Consider the following 19,506-nt stretch of genomic DNA (forward strand, 5'->3'; position numbering starts at 1 on the left):
GAAAACGATGAACGAGGTCAATGGCAAGACCGACCAGGCCGCCACGGCGGCTCGTGAACTGTTGCTCCTCGGCCAGAAAATCGTCCAGGCGCGCGCAGTTCTGGCGTCGTTGCAAAAAGAACTGGGCGAAGCCAGCACCCGGGTCGGCGATAGCCAGTACATCGAGCAACTGATCGAGGCCAATCAGCAACTGGTACAGGCCATCCTGCTGGCGCAGTCCAGCGCGCAGGAAGCCCTGCGCATCCAGCAGGAGCAGCCGTTGAGCCTGGAGATGCGCGAAGCCAATGAGCAGTTGGTGATTGCAGCGCTCAGCGCGCAACACCTGCAGGCCACCGCCGAGCAACTGCTGGAGCAACAGCGGCACATCCTGGTGCTGGTGGCCCATGAACTGCGCCACCCACTGACGCCCATCAGCATGATTGCCGGCCGCCTGGCCCGGGTCCCCAGTGAAGAGCTGCCACGAATGCAGGCACTGATCGAAGGTCAGGTGCAGCATATGTCGCGACTTGTGGATGATCTGCTGGATGTCTCTCGGGTCAGCACCGGCAAGCTGCATCTGGATCGCCAGGTGCTGGACTTGAGGCAGATTGTCGATGACGCCATCGAGACCTGCAGACCCTTGATGAAGGCCCGGCATCTGCACTTCAGTGCCCAGCGACCGGATGACCCATTGCCGGTCGAAGGCGACCCGGTGCGTCTCAAGCAGATTCTCGGCAACCTGCTGGGCAATGCGGCCAAATACACCCCCGCAGAGGGGCAGGTGACGCTTTCGGTCAGCACCCGGGGCGATGCCGTGCAACTGACGGTTTGCGATAACGGTATTGGCATTTCTGCCAAAGCCCTGCCGTTTATCTTCGAACCCTTCATTCAGGACGCCCATGCTATCGGCTTCAATGGCGCCGGGCTGGGCATCGGCCTGACGGTGGTGCGCGAACTGGTGGAAGCCCATGGCGGAACAGTGCAAGGCATGAGCGAAGGCAGCGGCAAAGGCAGTCGCTTCGTCGTGATTCTGCCCCTGGTGAGCGATTTAATTTCCACCCCCAACCCGTAGCGGTGATCGCCTGATGCCATCACTGTCAAGGCTGACAGCCTTGATCCAGAGCCTTGAAACGCTAAATCGTCAATATATTGGCCTCTGTTTAGCTCTGTAGATGAAAAAATAATAGATCGACGCAATATTGACGCAACAGTCTTTTTATCCCAGTATCCGGCCGCTGAACGCTTGATTTTGTTGATGTTTTTTTGACGTCATGGTTTCGGGAGTTCTTCCAGAAACGCGTTTCAGCCTTTGAATAAGCGTGAGTAACCAGGGAAATATTGGCCATAGGGGCTAATAGCCATGGCGTATTCAGTGGGTGTGCTAGTTTCAAACGGCGCAGCTGCGATATTTTTCTTCGGGATGATCTATGTCTACTGAACGGATACTGGTGACAGGGGGCGCAGGCTTCATCGGTTCTCACCTGGTTGATGCGCTGTTGGCCAAAGGCTATGGGGTCCGGGTTCTGGATGACCTTTCGACCGGCAAGGTCAGCAATCTGCCGATGGACAATCCGCAACTGCAACTTGTAGTGGGGGATGTGGCCGATGCCGCGGCCCTGGCAGAAGCCATGCACGGCTGCGGCGCGGTGGTGCACTTGGCGGCTGTCGCTTCGGTCCAGGCCTCGGTCGAGGACCCGGTGCGCACCCACCAGAGCAACTTCATCGGCACGCTGCGGGTGTGCGAGGCCATGGTCGCCGCCGGCATCCGTCGAGTGGTGTTTGCGTCCAGTGCTGCGGTCTATGGCAATAACGGGGAGGGCACCCCGATCAACGAAGACACGCCCAAGTCTCCCCTCACGCCCTATGCGGCGGACAAGCTCGCCAGCGAGTACTACCTGGATTTCTACCGCCGCCAGCATGGCCTGGAGCCGGTCATCCTGCGCTTCTTCAATATCTTCGGGCCGCGCCAGGACCCATCGTCGCCGTACTCCGGCGTAATCAGCATCTTCAGCGAACGGGCCAAGAGCGCACGCCCCATCACCGTGTTCGGTGATGGTGGCCAAACCCGCGACTTTGTCTATGTTGAGGACTTGGTGAAGATCCTGGTCCAGGGCCTTGAACACCCGGCACCTGCAGCCGATGCCACCAACGTCGGCCTCAGCGGCGTGACCACCCTCAATGACCTGATTGCCGCCCTGGAACAGATCAGCGGCCAACCTCTGAACGTCAGCCATGGGGCGGCCCGTTCTGGCGATATCCGCCATTCCAAGGCTGACAACCGGCGTTTGTTGGAGCGCTTCGACCTGGGCACGCCCACCAGCCTGACCGAAGGCTTGGCTAGGCTGTACCGCAGTCTTTAGCTTTGCGGGCTTGCACAGACCCGTTTCCGGGGACTTGAACGTTTGCTGTTGTGCGGATTGATCTATTTGAAGAGTGAGTGATGGACATGGAGTTTCGCCGGGGGAGTGTCTGCACAGTGGTTCGGCGTCTGTTTACTGCATTAGCTTTATGTGCCGGCCATTCGCTGGTGCAAGCCGCCCCGGTGGCTCCCGCCAGCGTCGGTTTCTGGTACGCCGAGCAACCGCCGCTGCCGGAGCTGGCGCAGTTCGAGTGGGCGGTGGTCGAGCCCGGTCATATGGCCCCAGGGGATGTCGCTACCTTGCGCAAGCTGGGCAGCCAGCCGTTCGCCTACCTGTCGGTGGGCGAGTTCGATGGCGATCGCGCCGCACTGGACAAGGAAGCCCTGAGCCACGGAGCCAGCGCCATCCGCAACAAGGCGTGGAACAGCCAGGTGATGGACATCGCCACCCCGGCCTGGCGCGAACACCTGTTCAAGCGTGCCAAGGCCTTGCAGGACCAGGGTTATGCCGGTCTGTTCCTCGATACCCTGGACAGCTTCCAGTTGCTTCCCGAAGCCGATCGCGAACCGCAACGCCAGGCCCTGGCGTCGTTCCTGCGGGAACTGCACAGCCGCCTGCCGAACCTCAAACTGTTCTTCAACCGGGGGTTCGAGGTCTTGGGCGAACTCGACGGCGTCGCCTCGGCCGTGGCGGTCGAATCGATCCATGCCGGCTGGGATGCCTCGACCAAGCGTTATCGTCCGGTGTCCGAGTCCGATCGCAACTGGCTCGAAGGCGAACTCAAACCACTGCGGGCAAAAAACATTCCACTGGTGGCCATTGACTACTTGCCGTCCAACCGTCGTGAAGAGGCGCGCAAGCTGGTGCGCCAATTGAGTCAGGAAGGCTTTATCCCGGTGATCACCACCCCGGACCTGAATGCCATCAGCATGAGCACCGTGGAAGTACAGCCGCGGCGCATCGCCATGCTCTATGACCCGCGTGAAGGTGAACTCTACGACCACGCCGGGCACCGGATGCTGGGCGGCCTGCTGGAATATCTGGGCTATCGGGTCGACTACCTGCCCGCCGATGACAGCCTGCCGTCCTACAACTTCGCCGGCCTCTATGCCGGGGTGGTGCTGTGGATGACCAGCGGCCCGCCCCAGGACAGTCGTGCCTTTAACAGCTGGATTGGCCAACGCTTGGACGAACAGGTGCCGTTGGCCATCATGGCCGGGCTGCCCATCGAAGATCGCGCACTGCTCAAGCGCCTGGGGCTGAACCTCGCAGCGCCGGGGGCTCGCGGGGCACTGCAGGTGCTGAGCCAGGACAAGACGCTGATCGGTGGCTTCGAAGCGCCGGTCGTGGCCCGTTCCCGTGAACTGACCCGGGTGACACTGCTGCCCGACGGGCCGAAACCGGCACTGTTGCTGGGCGATGACAAGGGAGGCAAGTACGCCCCCGTGGCCATCGGCGCCTGGGGCGGCATGGCCTTGGCGCCTTATGTGGTGGAGTCCAATATCGAGCGCAGCCGCTGGATTCTCGACCCCTTCGCCTTTATCCAGAAAGCCCTGCGTCTGCCGGCGCAACCACGCCCGGACACCACCACCGAGAACGGCCGGCGGATCGCCACCGTGCATATCGACGGCGACGGCTTTCCCTCCCGCGCCGAAGTGCGCGGCACCCCGTATTCCGGGCGCCAGGTGCTGGATGACTACATTCGTCCCAACCCGTACCTGACCTCGGTGTCGATCATCGAAGGGGAGATCGGGCCCAAGGGCATGTCGCCGTTTCTGGCCAGGGAACTGGAGCCGATCGCCCAGGAGATCTTTGCCGACCCCAAGGTCGAAGTGGCCACCCACACCTACAGTCACCCGTTCTACCTGCAGCCGGAGAAGGCCAAGAAGGACGAGGACTTCAGCGCTGAATACGGCCTGCGCCTGAATATCCCGGGGTACAAGAACCTGGATTACAAGCGCGAGATCCTCGGCTCGCGGGACTACATCAATAGCCGCCTGACCACCGCGCAGAAGCCGGTAAAGCTGCTCTTCTGGCCGGGGGACGCGCTGCCCAGCGCCGAGACCATCAAGCTGGCCTACGACGCCGGACTGAAAAACGTCAACGGCGGGCAGACCATCCTGACCAAGGCCAATCCCTCGCTGACCGGCCTGTACCCCTTGCTGCGTCCCACCGAAGGCGGCTTGCAGTACTACGCGCCGGTGATCAACGAGAACATGTACACCAACCTCTGGAAAGGCCCGTATTACGGCTTTCGCGACGTGATCGACACCTTCGAACTGACCGACAGCCCACGGCGCCTGCGGGGCATTCACCTGTACTACCACTTCTATTCGGGGACCAAGCAGGCATCGATCAAGGCCATGACCGACATCTATCAGTTCATGCGTGGCCAGCAGCCGATGTCCTTGTGGATGAGCGACTACCTGGATCGGATCCATGGCCTGTACCAGGCCAGCCTGGCCCGTACGCCCAATGGTGACTGGCAGGTTCGCGGCATGGATGGCTTGCGCACCCTGCGCCTGGACCCGGCGCTGGGCTGGCCGGACCTCGGCCGTTCCCAGGGCGTAGCGGGGGTCCGCGATCTGCCTCAGGGGCGTTATGTGGCCTTGAGCCGCGATCATGCGCTGCTGGCCCTGCGGCCTGAGCGTGATCCACGTCCGGCTCTGGAGCTGGCGAACATTCCCCTGCGGGACTGGCGTTATGTGAGCGACCGACAGGTGACATTCTCATTTGCCGGTCAATTCAACCTGGAGTTCTCGGTGCGTTCGGCCAGCCCCTGCCGGGTCGAGGTCCAGGGCCAACGCTATGCCGGCAAGTCCGAGCAGGGCCTGTGGCATTTCCAACTTCCCATGAAGCAGGTGAGTGATGCCCAACTCTTCTGCAACTAAGGCCCCACGCGCGCGGCTGCTCAATCCCTGGGCATTGCTGGTGGTGGCGATTGTCGTCGGCGTGCTGCTGTGGGCGACCTATCGCAACGAAGATGCGTTCCGTCCCAAGGGCGGCCAACCGGACGAAGTGTCCGCCAGCTATGCCGAAGTCCTGCTGGCGGCCCACCCGGACAACAACGAGTTGCGCACCCAGTTGCTCGACCTGCTGATCCAGCTGGGCGACTACCCGAGGGCGGAAAAGCACCTGGCGCAGTGGCCACAGCCCGATCCGGCATTGAAGGCCTACTACCGCTTGCAACTCGATGCCCTGGCGCTGAACAACAGCACCGACAGCGCCGCGTTGCAGGCCCTGGCCGAGCGCTTCAAGGCCTTTGACTACAAGACACTGCCCAGCCCGCAGCTCGAGCGCCTGGCCACGCTGGCCTTGAGTGCCCAGGCCCCGGGACTGGCGGCGGATGTCTATACCGAACTGGCCCGTCGCGATCCCAAGCAGCGCGATCAATGGCTGCCCGAGGCGGCCAAGTGGTACCAGGCCAGCGAGCAACCCGGACGCGCCGCCGATCTCTATGTGCAACTGCTCGATGCCAGCCAGACGCCGCAAGCGCGTCGCCAGTTCCTGGAGAAAGCCTTCAAGAGCCTGGTGGCAGCGGATCGTGGCGATCAGGCCGCCGAGCTGCTGGCCCGGGAGCTGGCCACCCAGCCGGAGGCGCTGGATGCGGCGCTGCTGGATCAGGGCGTCGACGTGGCGGTGGCGCACAACCGCAGGGACCTGGCCGAGCAGTTCTTCAGTGCCTGGCGCAAGTTGCAACCCGACAGCCCGGAAGTGCTGGCCAAGGAATTCAAGCAGCGCCTGGCCTTCGGTGACCTCGAAGGTGCCCATGCCGTGGGCACGCAGTTGCTCCAGCTGCATCCGGATGATCCGCTGCTGCTGGAGCAGATGGCTCATCTTGCCGAATGGCAGGGCGATTCGGCCTCGGCGCTGGGCTACTGGATCAGCCTGAGCAAGCTGCGCAACAACCCGGCCGAGTTCGAGCACACCTGGCGCCTGGCGATGCAGACCTACGATTTCGACCGGGGCATTCCACTGTTGGCGGGGATCATGAACACCCGGGCCTTGAGCGATGTCGAACTCGATGCCCTGGTGTACGCCGAAGAGTCCAGGGGCACGCCCGAGCAGGCGGAACAGTGGCTGCGCCGCTATGTCGGCAAATACCCGAAACATCGTCTGGCCTGGGTCCGCCTGTTGCAGAACCTGGAAAACACCGCGCAGTACCCGCAGCGGCTGGCGGTCTGGAAGCGTTTCGCCGGCCTTTATCCGTTGACCAGCACCGAGCGGGTGGACTGGGCCAACAACCACCTCAAGCTGTTTGACAGCCCGTCGGCCTGGAAGGTGATCACCGCAGTCGACGGCAACAAGATCGATGACTTCAACTACTGGCAGTCCCGTGCCGCACTGGCGTGGGACCTGGAGTTGGACGATGAACTGCAGCTGGCACTGGAGAAGATGCTGGCCATCAAGGGCTCGCTCAATAGTGGCGACGAGAGTGAGTTGATTGCCCTCTATCGCGTCCGCGATCCGCGCAAGGCCTTGCAGTTGACCGTTGACAGTTGGCGCCGTGAGCACAATCCGCAACGCCTGATTGCGGCCCTGCAACTGGCCCAGGAGCTTCAGGACTGGCCACTGGTGGTCGACCTGCTCAAGGAAGCCGACCAGTACCCGGATGCCTCCGACCGCTCCCAGGTCCTGGCTGCCCGCGGTGCGCTGGCGGTGCAACAAGGCCGTACCGACGAGGCCCTGCGCCTGTATCGCCTGGGCTTGAGCCGCTTCCCGGATGACAACACCTTCCGCGAGCGCCTGATGTGGCTGTATGTCGACCTGGGCCGCACCGGCGAGCTCAAGCCGCTGTTGCAGCAATGGCGCTCCCTGGCCCGCGGTGACAGCACCCTGTGGTTGCCGTTTGCCGCTGCCAGTCAGTTGCTCGGGCGCAATACCGAGGCCCTGGCCTGGTACCGCCTGTACCTGCGGAGCAACCCTCAGGACTGGATGGTCCAGGCGGCCTACGCCGACGCCCTGGAAGGCGCGGGTTATGCCGACTCGGCCCAGCGCCTGCGGCTCAAGCTCAACCGTGAAGTGACGCCTGAGCAGATCCGCGCCACGCCTCAGGGCTATGCGACCTGGCTGCGCCTGGTGGCCAGCAGCTACTCGTCGCGCAAGGCGCTGAACAAGGCGATGCAATGGCAGGACGGCTCCAAGCCGATGCTGCAGTTGTGGTTCGAGCAGATGCTGGCCCGCCTGGATGAGATCAATCAGTCGGCGCAGAAAGATGACTGGCTGGCCTGGGCCCGCGCCCGTGGCCTCAAGGTCAATCGCTACGAACAGATCCAGGAAGCCCTGCGCGGCAACAACCGCCAGGCCCTGGAACGCCTGGTGGCCAGCGACGACCTGGACCCGGCGCAACGGGTCGAGGCCCTCAACAGCCTGGGGCGCAGTGGCGAAGCGCTGGCCGTGGACCTGTCGGCGCTCGGCGAGGACCAGTCTGCGTCGCTCCGTGAGCAATTGCGGCGCCAGGCCATCGAGTTGACCGAGCGCACCCCCCAGGGGGTGCAGATCGCCTGGGATCGCCAGGACTACGGCGGACTGGTGTTCAACGGCCCGCGCCTCACCGCGGCGCGTTACCTGAACGACAACTGGTACGCCAAGCTGGTACTGGAGCAGGGTCGATACAGCGGCGATGTCCTCGACCCATCGCGCCTGGGCAACGAGACCAACACCGAATTGACCTTGCAGCGGCAGTTGGAGAACGGCAACTACAAGCTGATCTTCGACAGCAGCCTGCGCAAGGACGATGACCGCAACGGCCTGGGCGCCAGCCGCACCTGGCAGGTGGACAGCGGCAACGAACTGGACGTCGGCGCCGATTGGCATCGCAAGAACGAGGACAGCGGCTACATGCGCACCTTCGGCCGGCAGAATGATGTCTGGGTCGGTGGGCGGCATCGCTATTCGGCCCGTGACCAGTTGTCCTGGAGCCTGGCCCAGCGCTGGTTCTCGACCCGCGGCGGCGATGACCTGGGCAATGGTCAGGCGTTGAAGATCGAGTTCGACCACACCCTGCAGTTCGAAGGGCCGAACTGGCAATTGCGCAGCGGTATCGACTACCAGCAAAACAGCCTGAACAACCGTTCGCTGCCCAACCTGGCCAATACCCTGGGCGGGGGCATCGACCTGATCGGGGCCGAACTCGACAATCCGGACCAGATCAACAGCCAGACCCTGCTGCAGAAACACTACGGCCAACTGTTCTTCGGCAGTTCGTGGCGGCGTGGCTTCCCGGGAGCATTGAACCGCACGCGCGGGCAATACACCTGGCTGGTGGACGTCAGCTCCGGCTGGCAGTGGACCGACAACACCATCAACTACGCCATCAGTACCGGTATCGGCACCGAGGTCATAGGGGATGACGAATTGGCAGTGACCTTCGGCTACCAGTCGGCGCCACAAGGCGGAACTGGCCAGTCCGGTGGCACCGCAGGTGTCAGCTACAGCGTGCGTTTCGGACGCTGATCATGGAATTCAAAGAGGAGTGAACCTTATGCAATCCATTCGTTGCGTGAGTCTGGCGATGGCCGCTTTGCTGATGGCCGGCTGCACCAGCTTTACCGGTCAAGACAGCCCTGAACTGTCCAAGAGTGCGCGCTGGGGCGTGTTGCCGCTGGTCAACTATTCCCAGACGCCCCAGGCCGGGGAGCGCAGTGAGCAGATTCTGCTCAGCGTGCTGAGCAGCCGCGGCCTGCAACCCCAGGTCTACAGCGGCGCGCCGGGGCAGGGCGAGCAGGCCTTGCTCGACGACAACGAGCGTCTGGCCGGTGCCATGGATTGGGCCCGCGAGCAGAAGCTCGACTATGTGGTGTCCGGCAGTGTTGAAGAGTGGCAGTACAAAAATGGCCTGGATGGCGAGCCGGCGGTGGGCATCAGCCTGCGGGTGGTTGAGGCGGGCACTGGCAAAGTGCTCTGGAGCAACAGTGGCGCCCGTGCCGGCTGGTCTCGTGAAAGCCTGGCTGGCGCAGCGCAGAAGGTGCTCGACAAGCTTGTCGGTGGCCTCAGGATCGAGTGACTGTCATGAGCTCTCCACACATGGACTACGCGCTGGCGCCCCGCGCCAGCGGTCCGGCGTCATGGCTGGAAACATTCCTGGTGACCGCGCTGGTCATCGGCTTGGGGCTGTGGCTGACGCCGCAGGACCCTTTGCAAGTACAGGCCGAGTTTCCCTGGCCGGTGCTGGCGCCGTTGTTGCTGGGCGTGCGCTACGGCTTTGTCCGCGGCCTGATCAGCGCCAGCCTGCTGGTGGCGGCGTTCTTCATCCTGCGTCAGTCGGGGCTGGAGGCTTATGCGCCTATCGCTTCGTCCTACATCGTCGGCGTGCTGGTCTGCGGCATGCTCGTGGGCGAGGTGCGCGACCTGTGGGAGCGGCGCCTGTTGCGCTTGCAGATGGCCAACGAGTATCGCCAGTACCGACTCGACGACTTCACCCGGGCGCACCAGATCCTGCGGGTGTCCCATGATCGCCTGGAGCAGCGTCTGGCCGGCAGCGATCAGAGCCTGCGCAGTTCCTTGCTGGGCCTGCGCGAGCGCCTGCGTGCGGTGCCCAATGGCGATGATTCGCTGACCCTGCTGGCCGAGCCGGTGCTGACCCTGCTGGGCCAGTACGGCTCGTTGCGGGTGGCCGGGCTGTACCGTGTGGAGCAGGCCGGCAGCGCGCCTCCCACTCTGACGCTGCTGGCCTCCACCGGGACCATGGGGCCCCTGGACAACCAGGACCTGCTGGTGCGCTTGTGCCTGGAGCGCGAAGAGCTGGTGAGTGTGCGTGAAGAGCTGCTCGACAGCGGCGGGCAGGCGTCGGTGTCGTCCCTGCAGGCCTGTATTCCCTTGGTCGATACCCAGGGGCGGGTGCTGGCGATTCTCGCGGTGCGGCAGATGCCGTTCTTTGCCTTCCAGGAGCGCACCCTCAGCCTGCTGGCGCTGCTGGCCGGGCATATCGCCGACCTGCTGCACCCGGATTCACAGGTACTGCAGCTGGAAAACGCCGACGCCCAGCACTTCACCCGCCAGCTCAAGCGTTCGCTGGTGGATGTCGAGCAACACGGTCTGTCCGGATGCCTCTACGCCTTTGAACTGACCCAGCCCAACGATGAACTGGCGCGGCTGTTCGAGCGCAGCCAGCGCGGGCTGGACCTGCACCTGAGCCTGGTCAACAGTCGCGGGCACGGGCTGTTGCTGGTGCTGTTGCCACTGACCAGTGCCGAGGGCGCCCAAGGCTACCTGGCGCGCCTGGGCAAGCTGGTTCACGAGCACTTCGGCATGAACGTGGACCTGGCCAGCCTGGGGGTCGCGGTGCTGCCTTACGACCTGGAGTCGGCCCGGCAACGCGATGGGCTGCGTAACTTCCTGTACAACGAGTGTGGCCTGAATGATCAGCAAGTGGCTGTTTAGCGGAGCGCTGTTTTTCGAGGTGGGGAGCTGGGCCAGTCTGACGACTCAATTGCCCGACCTGCAGATCGCGCTGCTGTATGCAATGTCCCACGGTATCGCCTGCGGCCTGCTGACGGCGGCGGTGTGGCTGCTGTTGCCGGCCCGCTATCGCCGGCCGTTGCCCTGGAGTCCGCTGTTCATTTTCAGCCTGGCGTTCTTTGTACCGCTGCTGGGCTCGGTCGGGGTGATTGCCGCGATCTTTCCGGCGCTGTATCTGCCGCGCAAGCGCGAGACGCAGATGTGGCAGGCGGTTGGCATTCCCGAACTGCCGTTTCGCGCCCAGACCCATCTGCATTCGCCGACCTTCGGCGACAGCGGCTTGCAGGACGTGCTGCGCCACGCCCCGGACCCCGACCAGCGCCTGGCAGCGCTGCTCGCCACCCGCAAGATGCCGGGCAAGGAAGCGGTGCCGATCCTCAAGCTGGCCCTGGGAGATCCCAGCGACGATGTCCGCCTGCTGGCCTATTCGATGCTCGACAAGCAGGAAACCGACATCAACCAGCGCATCCAGACCGCCCTCGAACAGCTGCCCGGTGCCGCGCCGAAGAAGGCCGGCGCCTTGCATGCCACCCTGGCGCGCTGGTACTGGGAACTGGCCTACCTGGGCCTGGCCCAGGGCAGCGTCCAGCAGCACGTGCTAGGGCAAGCCGGCGAGCATGCCGAGCTGGCGCTGGAGGCGGGAGAGGGCGGCGAGTTGCTGTTGCTGGCCGGGCGTATCGCCCTTGAGCGGGGCGACATCGGCAAGGCGCGACTGCACATGCACCAGGCCCAGGAAGCGGGCATGGACCCGGCCAAGGTCCTGCCGTTTCGGGCCGAGATCGCCTTTGAAACCGGCAACTATTCAGAGATTCCCGCGCTGCTCAAAAGCTTGCCGCCGCAGATGCAACAACGTCCGCCCTTTGCCGGGCTGGTAAGGACCTGGACATGAAAACCGCCGTCAACCCAACGCCCATTGCCGATGTCTGCCTGTTGCTCGAGGGCACCTGGCCTTATGTGCGCGGCGGTGTGTCCAGCTGGATTCACCAGATGATCCTCGGTCTGCCGCAACTGACCTTTTCCGTGCTGTTCATTGGGGGGCAGCGCGAAGCCTACGGTCAGCGCCGCTACGAGATCCCGGCCAACGTGGTGCACATCGAAGAAGTGTATCTGGAGGAGGCCTGGCGCAATCCCAAGCACAAGCGGGTTGCCCACACGGCGTCCCTGGAGGAATTGAGCAACCTGTACCGTTACCTGCACAACCCGGAGAAACCGGCCGCCGAGCTGGGCATTGGCGTGCTCGATTCCCTGGCCCAGGCGCGTATCACCCTGGATGACGTGCTTTACAGTCGTCCCAGTTGGGAGGCGCTGACCGAAGGTTACGAACAGCACTGTGCCGACCCGTCCTTCGTCAACTATTTCTGGACCCTGCGCACCATGCAGTCGCCGTTGCTGATGCTCGCCGATGCCGCCCGGCACATGCCGCGGGCCCGGGTCCTGCACTCGATTTCAACCGGTTATGCCGGGCTGGTGGGCTGCATTCTCAAGCAGCTGTGGGGCTGCCAGTTGCTGCTCAGCGAACATGGGATCTACACCAAGGAGCGCAAGATCGACCTGGCTCAGGCCAGCTGGATCGCCGAAAGCAGCAACCAGGCGCTCAACGACAGCATGGACGCAGGCTCCGGTTACATCCGCATGCTCTGGGTGCGCTTCTTCGAGCGCATCGGTCATCTGGTCTACGAAAGCGCCGACCAGATCATTGCCCTGTACGACGGCAACCGCCAGCGCCAGATCAAGGACGGCGCGCCGGCCGAGCGCACCCGGGTGATTCCCAACGGCATCAACCTGGACGTGTGGACCCAGGCCCTTGAGTCCCGGGCCGACGGCATCGCTCCGGTGGTCGGGCTGATCGGCCGGGTGGTGCCGATCAAGGACGTGAAGACCTTCCTGCGGGCCATGCGCGGGGTGGTCAGCGTCATGCCCCAGGTCGAAGGCTGGATCGTCGGGCCGGAAGAGGAAGACCCCGAGTACGTCGCCGAGTGTCGCAGCCTGGTGGCCAGTCTCGGGCTGGAGCAAAAGGTGCTGTTCCTCGGGTTCCAGAAGATCCAGGACATCCTGCCGCAACTGGGCCTGATGGTGCTGACCTCCATCAGCGAGGCCCAGCCCCTGGTGATTCTCGAAGCCTGGGCCGCCGGCACGCCGGTGGTGAGCAGCGACGTGGGCTCCTGCCGTGAGCTGATCGAGGGCGGCGAGGCGGCCGACCGCGATCTGGGGCTGGCCGGGGAAGTGGTGGCCATCGCCGATCCCCAGGCCACGTCCCAGGCGATCATCGACCTGCTGCGCAGTCCCGAACGCTGGAAGTCCGCCCAGGCCGCCGGTTTGCTGCGGGTGCATCGCTATTACAGCGAAACCCTGATGATCGAACGCTATCGTGCGCTGTATGACACCGCCATGGGCACCGCACACAAGGAGGCTGTGTAAATGGCCGGCATCGGTTTTGAACTGCGCAAGATTCTCTCCCGCGACTCCTACACGGCGACGCTGCACGCCTATGTCTATGCCGGGCTGATCAGCTCCGGACCCTGGGTGCTGTCGATTCTCAGCGTGATGCTGGTGGGGGTCATCAGCCTGGGGCTGGTGATTCCGGAGGTGTTGATCCGCCAGTTCCTGATCACCGTGACCTACCTGATGGCCACGTCGCTGATCCTCACCGGCGGTTTGCAGCTGTTCTTCACCCGTTTTGTCTCCGACCGCCTGTTCGAGCGCAAGTACGAGCAGATCCTGCCGAACCTGGTGGGTGTACTGCTGCTGGTGACCCTGGGCTCCGGGGTGCTGGGCATCGTGCTGTTGGGCACCCTGTTCGACCAGCCGCTGCTCTACCGCCTGCTGACCCTGGCCAACTTCGTGGTGCTGTGCAACCTGTGGCTGGTGATCATCTTTCTCTCGGGGATGAAGGCCTATAACCGCATCCTGCTGGTGATGCTGGTGGGCTACGGACTGATGGTCGGCAGCGCATTCTTCCTGCGCCACATGGGCATGGAAGGCTTGTTGCTGGCGTTGCTGCTGGGGCATAGCTCGCTGTTGTTCCTGTTTCTCTACGACATCCTGCGCGAGTACCGGGCGGAAAAGCTGGTGGCCTTCGACTTCCTCGACCGTCGCCAGGTGTTCCTCAGCCTGCTGTTGACCGGGTTTTGCTACAACCTGGGCATCTGGATCGACAAGTTCATCTTCTGGTTCAACCCGGACACCTCAAGCCAGGTGATCGGGCCGATGCGCGCCTCGATCCTCTACGACTTGCCGATCTTCCTCGCCTACCTGGCGATCATTCCCGGCATGGCGGTGTTTCTGGTCAGGATCGAAACCGACTTCGCCGAGTGGTACGACCGGCTGTTTCGCGCGGTGCGCGACGGCGAGACCCTGCAGCATATCGGCTCGCTGAAAGCCGAGATGACCTTCTCGATCCGCCAGGGCCTGCTGGAAATCTGCAAGGTCCAGGGGCTGACGGTGGTGCTGCTGTTTCTCTTCGGTCCGCGCCTGCTGGAGTGGCTGGGGATGTCCAGTTATTACCTGCCGCTGTTCTACATCGACCTGATCGGGGTGAGCATCCAGGTGGTGTTCATGGCGATCCTCAACGTGTTTTTCTACCTCGACAAACGCGCGATCGTGCTGGAGCTGTGCCTGTTCTTCGTCGCCCTCAACGCCGCCTTGACCCTGCTGAGCCTGCACCTGGGGCCGAGCTACTTCGGTTATGGCTTTACCCTGTCGCTGCTGATCTGCGTATTGCTGGGGCTGGCGCGGCTGTCGACGGCGCTGGATGACCTGGAGTACGAGACCTTCATGCTCTCGCGTTAAGGCCGTGCACGGCCTCTCCAGGCTCGCAGTCATGACGCCAGCGCAAGCCGGGTACAGGGCCGAGGTGATGCAGTGCACTGCGTGAGTTGCCCCCTGGCGCGAGGTGCTGATTGACCTGCGCCGGGGCAACGGATCACCGCTCTTTCAGGTAAGCGTTTTTTATCCGCTCCAGCGTGCCGTCCTTGCGCAGTGTCTCGACTGCCGCCTGCAAGTGGCGCACGAGTAGCGCATCGCACTGTCTGGAGCAGGCCAGATACAGATCGGTCTTCATCAAGGACGGACTGACCTGCAACGTCCTGTTTGACAGCTTGCGCCAGATAGCTTGCGTTTCAGGAATGCCGTTGAACCAGGCATCGACGCGCCCCATCAGCAGCAATTGCGCCGGATTCTCACCAATCTCAAACGGATAAATCTGGGCATCGCTAAAGCCCTCTGCCCGCAGTTTTTGCTCTTGGGCGCTGCCTCGGCCAACGGCGATGCGGGCAAAGGTTTCCCGTGCCTGCTGCATGCTCTGGACGCGTTTATCGAGGCTGAAAAACGCTCTGTCCATGGTCATGATGGGCGCGATCCAGGTGTAATCAGCCTCTCTTTCTGGCGTGCGCGACAGCGGAATGATCAGCTTGTCGACGCCTTTGCGTACGCTTTGCTGGGCTCGTGCCCAAGGCACTTCGACAAAGTGCAGCGCATATCCGGCCCGGGTCGCCGCTTCCAGTGTCGCGTCGCCGACGATGCCATGCAGGCCGGACTGATCCAGCATCGATAAAGGCGGCGCTTCGGCGATGTACAGCTCGAAGCTACGGGACTCTGCGCCAGACACTGCGGGCCCCCAGGCCATCAGCGCGAGCAGCGTCGTCAGGATCAGCGCCCCCCGCTGGCGCAACGATTGACTCACCTGAGTCATGGCAGTAACTCAACAGACAGTGGCATTTCATGCTCTCGGATTAACGCTGCGTATTCGACACCTACAAAGACCGACCGCAACGACCTGCAAAACGTGCCGCCAAGATTAGAGGGTTATGTGCAGAGATGGATGGATTTGACGGATTATTTTGACCGCTGATTGCCATCACGGTTCAGGGCTGGCGCAACCGGTGAGGGCAGCGACTGGTACGCGCTGAGACTCAGGTTGAACAGCCGTGGGCAGCGCTGTATCAGTAGCCTCGTCAGCCTGGGGCCAGGTCCCCCTGCATGCGCAGCCTGGGCATGCCGGGGATTTAGGGGACAGCTTTAAGTTTTAGTTAAAACGCTTCAATCAAACTGCTGATTATCATTCGCAATTAGCTGACTCAGACTGCGTTCGTGCCTCCACGCTCCCTGGAGCAAGCAACGAGCGGTCTATGCCAGTCACTATTGCACCACCCCGCAGTCTGTTTTTTGCGGACGCGCCGCTATGACGACGCTGTCTGCCACCTCATCCGCGGCCGACACGGCCGTTCAATCAGCCTTGGCCTGTTGCCATCTGCTGCTGCAACTGACCCAGGAACGCCTACCGCCAGCTGCGCAGCCGCCATCCCAGGAGCAGTCCCCCTCGCCGGACCTGCGCCAGGCCCTCAGGGACTATGCGCGCAACGCCGGCGTTGATCTGCGCCTGGAACGCCTGGCGCTGGCCCGACTGACGCCGAAGATGCTGCCCCTGGTCTGGCGCAACCACAGCGGCGAATTCATGCTGCTGGCGCGGCTCTCGGACACCCAGGCGCTGGTGCAGCGACCTTCAATGCCGACTCCGGACATGCTCGATCGCCAGCAGTTGGCCGAGCAGTGGAGCGGGGAGGTGATTCGCCTGCGCCAGAGCGGCCTGCGCTTCGATCTGTCCTGGTTCGTACCGGAGCTGCTGCGCCATCGGCGGATACTCGGCGAAGTGTTGCTGTGCTCGCTGTTGCTGCAGGTGCTGGCCCTGGCGACGCCGCTGTTCTTCCAGGCGGTGATGGACAAGGTCATGGTGCACCGGGCGCTGTCGACCCTCGACGTGCTGGTGCTGACCCTGGTGCTGGTGGGCCTGTTCGAGGTGCTGCTCAAGGGCTTGCGTGAATACCTGGCGGCGCACACCGCCAATCGCATCGACATCGGCCTTGGGGTCAAGCTCTTGCGCCATCTGCTGGGCCTGCCGTTGCTGTACTTCAAGCAACGCCAGGTGGGGGCGATCATCACCCGGGTCCAGGAGCTGGACAGCATCCGCGAGTTTCTCACCGGCTCGCTGCTGACCCTGTGTGTCGACGTGGCCTTCACCCTGGTGTTCTTTGCGGTCATGGCCTGGATTTCCTGGCCCTTGACCCTGCTGGTGCTGCTGACCCTGCCGCTGTATGCGCTGCTGGCCTGGTTCAGCACCGGCCCGCTGGAGAAGCGCATCGAGCGCCAGTTCTACAGCGCGGCGCGCAACACCGCCTTTCTCAATGAAAGCGTCAGCAGCAGCGAAACCATCAAGAGCCTGGCGGTGGAGCCGCGCATGCAGCGTCGCTGGGAGTCGCAGACGGCGCAGATGGTCGAGGCCGGGTTTGCCAGCCAGACCCTGGGCAGCGCCATCAGCCAGAGCGTGATGCTGTTGCAGAAAGTCACCGCGGTGGCGGTGATCTGCTGGGGCGCGAGCCGTGTCATCGACCTGCAGATGAGCATCGGCCAGTTGATTGCCTTCAACATGATGCTGTCCCACGTCAGCCAGCCTGTGGCCAAGCTGATCGAGGTCTGGCAGCAGTTCGTCCGGGTGCGGGTGTCGGTGGACAAGCTGGGCGACATGCTCAACCTGCCGGTGGAGCAGGCCGAGGGGGATTTGCGCCCGACTCAGGCGCTGCGTGGCGAAGTGCGCATCGAACAGTTGGTGTTCCGCTACCGCCCGGAACTTGCATGGGTGCTGCGCGGCCTGGACCTGCATATCGCCGCCGGGCAGACCTTGGGTATCGTCGGCCCGTCCGGCTCCGGTAAGAGCACGCTGACCCGCCTGCTGCAGAAACTCTACACCCCCGATGGCGGGCGCATCCTGATCGACGGCTTGCCCCTGGATCAGTTGCAGCCGGCCTGGCTGCGCAGCCAGATTGGCGTGGTGCTCCAGGAAAACTACCTGTTCAACCGCAGCGTGCGCCACAACATCGCCCTGCGCCATCCCACGGCTTCCCTGGAAAGCGTGATTGCCGCGGCGCGCCTGGCCGGTGCCCATGATTTCATCCTGCGCCTGCCCCTGGGCTACGACACGGTGCTGGCCGAAGCCGGCAGCTCGTTGTCCGGCGGCCAGCGGCAACGCATCGCCATTGCCCGGGCACTGATGGGCGACCCGCGCCTGCTGATTTTCGACGAGGCCACCAGCGCCCTGGATGACGAATCCCAGGCGCTGATCCAGGACAACATGGCAAGCATCGCCCAGGGACGCACGGTGATCATCATTGCCCATCGCCTGTCTGCGGTACGGCATTGCCAACGCATCATCGCCCTGGAACAGGGGCGTATCAGCGAATCCGGCAGCCATCAGCAACTCTTGGCCAACGGTGGTTGCTACGCGCGCCTGTGGGCGTTGCAGCAGGCGCTGAGCAAGGAGGCGTCATGATGTTCGGCACGCTGTTGTCTCGCGCACGTCGCGCCTGGCAACGCCTGGGGCAGGCGCGGACGCGGCTCAAGCGCAGCCGCGACGAGTACGAGTTCCAGCCCGGCTACCTGGAAATTGTCGAGCGGCCACCGGCGCCCTGGGCGCGCTGCACGGCGCTGCTGCTGATCCTGGCGATCCTGCTGGCCCTGGGCTGGGCGATCTTCGGTTTTCTCGACATTCATGCCAGTGCCGCCGGACGCCTCATGGTGTCCAGCTACACCAAGGTGATCCAGGCCCACGAGGCAGGTGAAGTCCGGGCCATCCATGTGCGTGACGGGCAGCGGGTCAAGGCCGGCGAGGTGCTGGTGGCGCTGAACCCGATTGGCATCGACGCCGAACTGAGCGAGTTGCGCACGCAACTGGACTTCAAACGTCTGGAGCTGGCCCGGGCTCGCGCACTGCTGACCCCGGAGCCCTTGCACAGCTATCAGGCGCCGGCGGGCCTGGATGCACAGCAGGTAGCAGCGGCCCGGGAGCAACTGCTGAGCACCTGGAAGGAAATCAGCGCCAACCTGGACAGCCTCAATGCCGAGATCGCCATCAACCAGGCCAATCAGCGGGCCCGGGGCAGCGAGATCAGCGCCCTGGGCAAGCTGTCCAGCAATGTGCGCAAACGGCTCCATGCACGCCGGGCGATGGCGGCTGAACAATTGATGCCCATGGTCGAGTTGCTTGAGCAGGAAAAGGAGCAACTGGAAGTCGAGCGTTCGCTGGCCCAGCAACAGGCCGAGTTGCAGGTGCTCAAGGCCCAGGCGCAGAACCGTCGCGAGCAGCGCGACAGCTTCCTGGCCAGGACCCAGCGCGAGCAGCACGAACTGCTCAACCGCAGTCAACAGGAGATCGCTGTGCTTGAGCAGCAACTGATTCGCGGCCGCGACCGCCAGCGCCTGCAAACCCTGCTGGCACCGGTGGACGGCGTGGTCCAGCAACTGGCGGTGCATACCCTGGGCGGCGCCGTGCAAGCGGCGCAACAGTTGCTGGTGATCGTGCCCGAAGGGGCCGAGCTGGATGCCGAGGTCATGGTGCTGAACAAGGACGTGGGCTTCGTCAGGGCCGGCCAGCCGGTGGAGATCAAGGTGGATGCGTTTCCCTACACCCGCTACGGCACCTTGCGCGGCACGGTGGAGCATGTCTCCGGTGATGCCATCAAGGACGACCAGCTGGGGCTGGTGTTCCCCACGCGGATTCGCCTGGAGCGTGCGGCCATTGCCGCGGGGCAGGGCTGGATGCCCTTGCAGGCGGGGATGAGCGTGACCGGCGAGATTCGCACCGGCGAGCGGCGGGTGATCAATTACCTGCTGAGCCCGATTCGTGAGTATCAGTCCGAAGCGTTGCGGGAGCGTTGAA

General features: G+C 63.6%; 12 protein-coding genes. 11 read left to right on the forward strand and 1 reads right to left on the reverse strand.

Features of this window, described 5'->3' with window-relative positions:
* Positions 1 to 7: 7 nt before the first annotated feature.
* The 9 genes from ACMGF8_RS20280 (at position 8) to pelG (ending at position 14,588) form a co-directional block, all read left to right on the forward strand.
* Positions 8 to 1,051 (forward strand): sensor histidine kinase, encoded by a 1,044-nt coding sequence (locus ACMGF8_RS20280; RefSeq protein ID WP_102865067.1) that lies wholly within the window; start codon positions 8 to 10, stop codon positions 1,049 to 1,051.
* A gap of 355 nt (positions 1,052 to 1,406) precedes the next feature.
* A complete protein-coding gene (locus ACMGF8_RS20285) occupies positions 1,407 to 2,339 on the forward strand; it encodes an NAD-dependent epimerase/dehydratase family protein (RefSeq protein WP_102865066.1) in 933 nt (310 codons plus the stop codon).
* 80 nt (positions 2,340 to 2,419) lie between these two features.
* The gene (locus ACMGF8_RS20290) at positions 2,420 to 5,230 is read left to right on the forward strand and encodes an endo alpha-1,4 polygalactosaminidase (RefSeq protein ID WP_416757011.1); all 2,811 of its coding nucleotides are present in this window, start codon (positions 2,420 to 2,422) and stop codon (positions 5,228 to 5,230) included.
* Positions 5,208 to 8,795: a tetratricopeptide repeat protein gene (locus ACMGF8_RS20295; RefSeq protein WP_207815135.1), complete on the forward strand. Its 3,588-nt coding sequence runs from the start codon at positions 5,208 to 5,210 to the stop codon at positions 8,793 to 8,795. The genes ACMGF8_RS20290 and ACMGF8_RS20295 overlap by 23 nt, the downstream gene beginning before the upstream one ends.
* A 28-nt stretch (positions 8,796 to 8,823) precedes the next feature.
* A complete protein-coding gene (locus ACMGF8_RS20300; protein WP_102865063.1) occupies positions 8,824 to 9,345 on the forward strand; it encodes a penicillin-binding protein activator LpoB in 522 nt (173 codons plus the stop codon).
* Between the two features lie 5 nt (positions 9,346 to 9,350).
* Entirely contained in the window at positions 9,351 to 10,721 is a 1,371-nt protein-coding gene (locus ACMGF8_RS20305) for a PelD GGDEF domain-containing protein (RefSeq protein WP_102865062.1), read from the forward strand.
* On the forward strand, positions 10,699 to 11,688 hold the full coding sequence (locus ACMGF8_RS20310) for a tetratricopeptide repeat protein (RefSeq protein ID WP_102865061.1): 990 nt from the start codon (positions 10,699 to 10,701) through the stop codon (positions 11,686 to 11,688). The genes ACMGF8_RS20305 and ACMGF8_RS20310 overlap by 23 nt, the downstream gene beginning before the upstream one ends.
* Entirely contained in the window at positions 11,685 to 13,217 is a 1,533-nt protein-coding gene (pelF, locus tag ACMGF8_RS20315; protein ID WP_115580017.1) for a GT4 family glycosyltransferase PelF, read from the forward strand. The genes ACMGF8_RS20310 and pelF overlap by 4 nt, the downstream gene beginning before the upstream one ends.
* Entirely contained in the window at positions 13,218 to 14,588 is a 1,371-nt protein-coding gene (gene pelG / locus ACMGF8_RS20320) for an exopolysaccharide Pel transporter PelG (RefSeq protein WP_102865059.1), read from the forward strand. It begins immediately after the preceding gene.
* 133 nt (positions 14,589 to 14,721) lie between these two features.
* On the opposite strand, the gene ACMGF8_RS20325 is transcribed toward pelG, so the two are convergent.
* Positions 14,722 to 15,489 carry a substrate-binding periplasmic protein gene (locus tag ACMGF8_RS20325; protein WP_207815136.1) on the reverse strand — a complete coding sequence of 256 codons (768 nt, stop codon included), beginning with the start codon at positions 15,487 to 15,489 and terminating at the stop codon, positions 14,722 to 14,724.
* 489 nt (positions 15,490 to 15,978) lie between these two features.
* On the opposite strand from ACMGF8_RS20325, the gene ACMGF8_RS20330 reads away from it, so the two are divergent.
* Positions 15,979 to 18,120 carry a type I secretion system permease/ATPase gene (locus ACMGF8_RS20330; RefSeq protein WP_207167904.1) on the forward strand — a complete coding sequence of 714 codons (2,142 nt, stop codon included), beginning with the start codon at positions 15,979 to 15,981 and terminating at the stop codon, positions 18,118 to 18,120.
* Positions 18,117 to 19,505 (forward strand): HlyD family type I secretion periplasmic adaptor subunit, encoded by a 1,389-nt coding sequence (locus tag ACMGF8_RS20335; protein WP_207815137.1) that lies wholly within the window; start codon positions 18,117 to 18,119, stop codon positions 19,503 to 19,505. Before ACMGF8_RS20330 ends, ACMGF8_RS20335 begins: the two co-directional genes overlap by 4 nt.
* Position 19,506 lies beyond the last annotated feature (1 nt).

The sequence above is a fragment of the Pseudomonas sp. BNK-7 genome, from assembly GCF_048072025.1.
Classification (GTDB): Bacteria; Pseudomonadota; Gammaproteobacteria; order Pseudomonadales; family Pseudomonadaceae; genus Aquipseudomonas; species Aquipseudomonas danubii.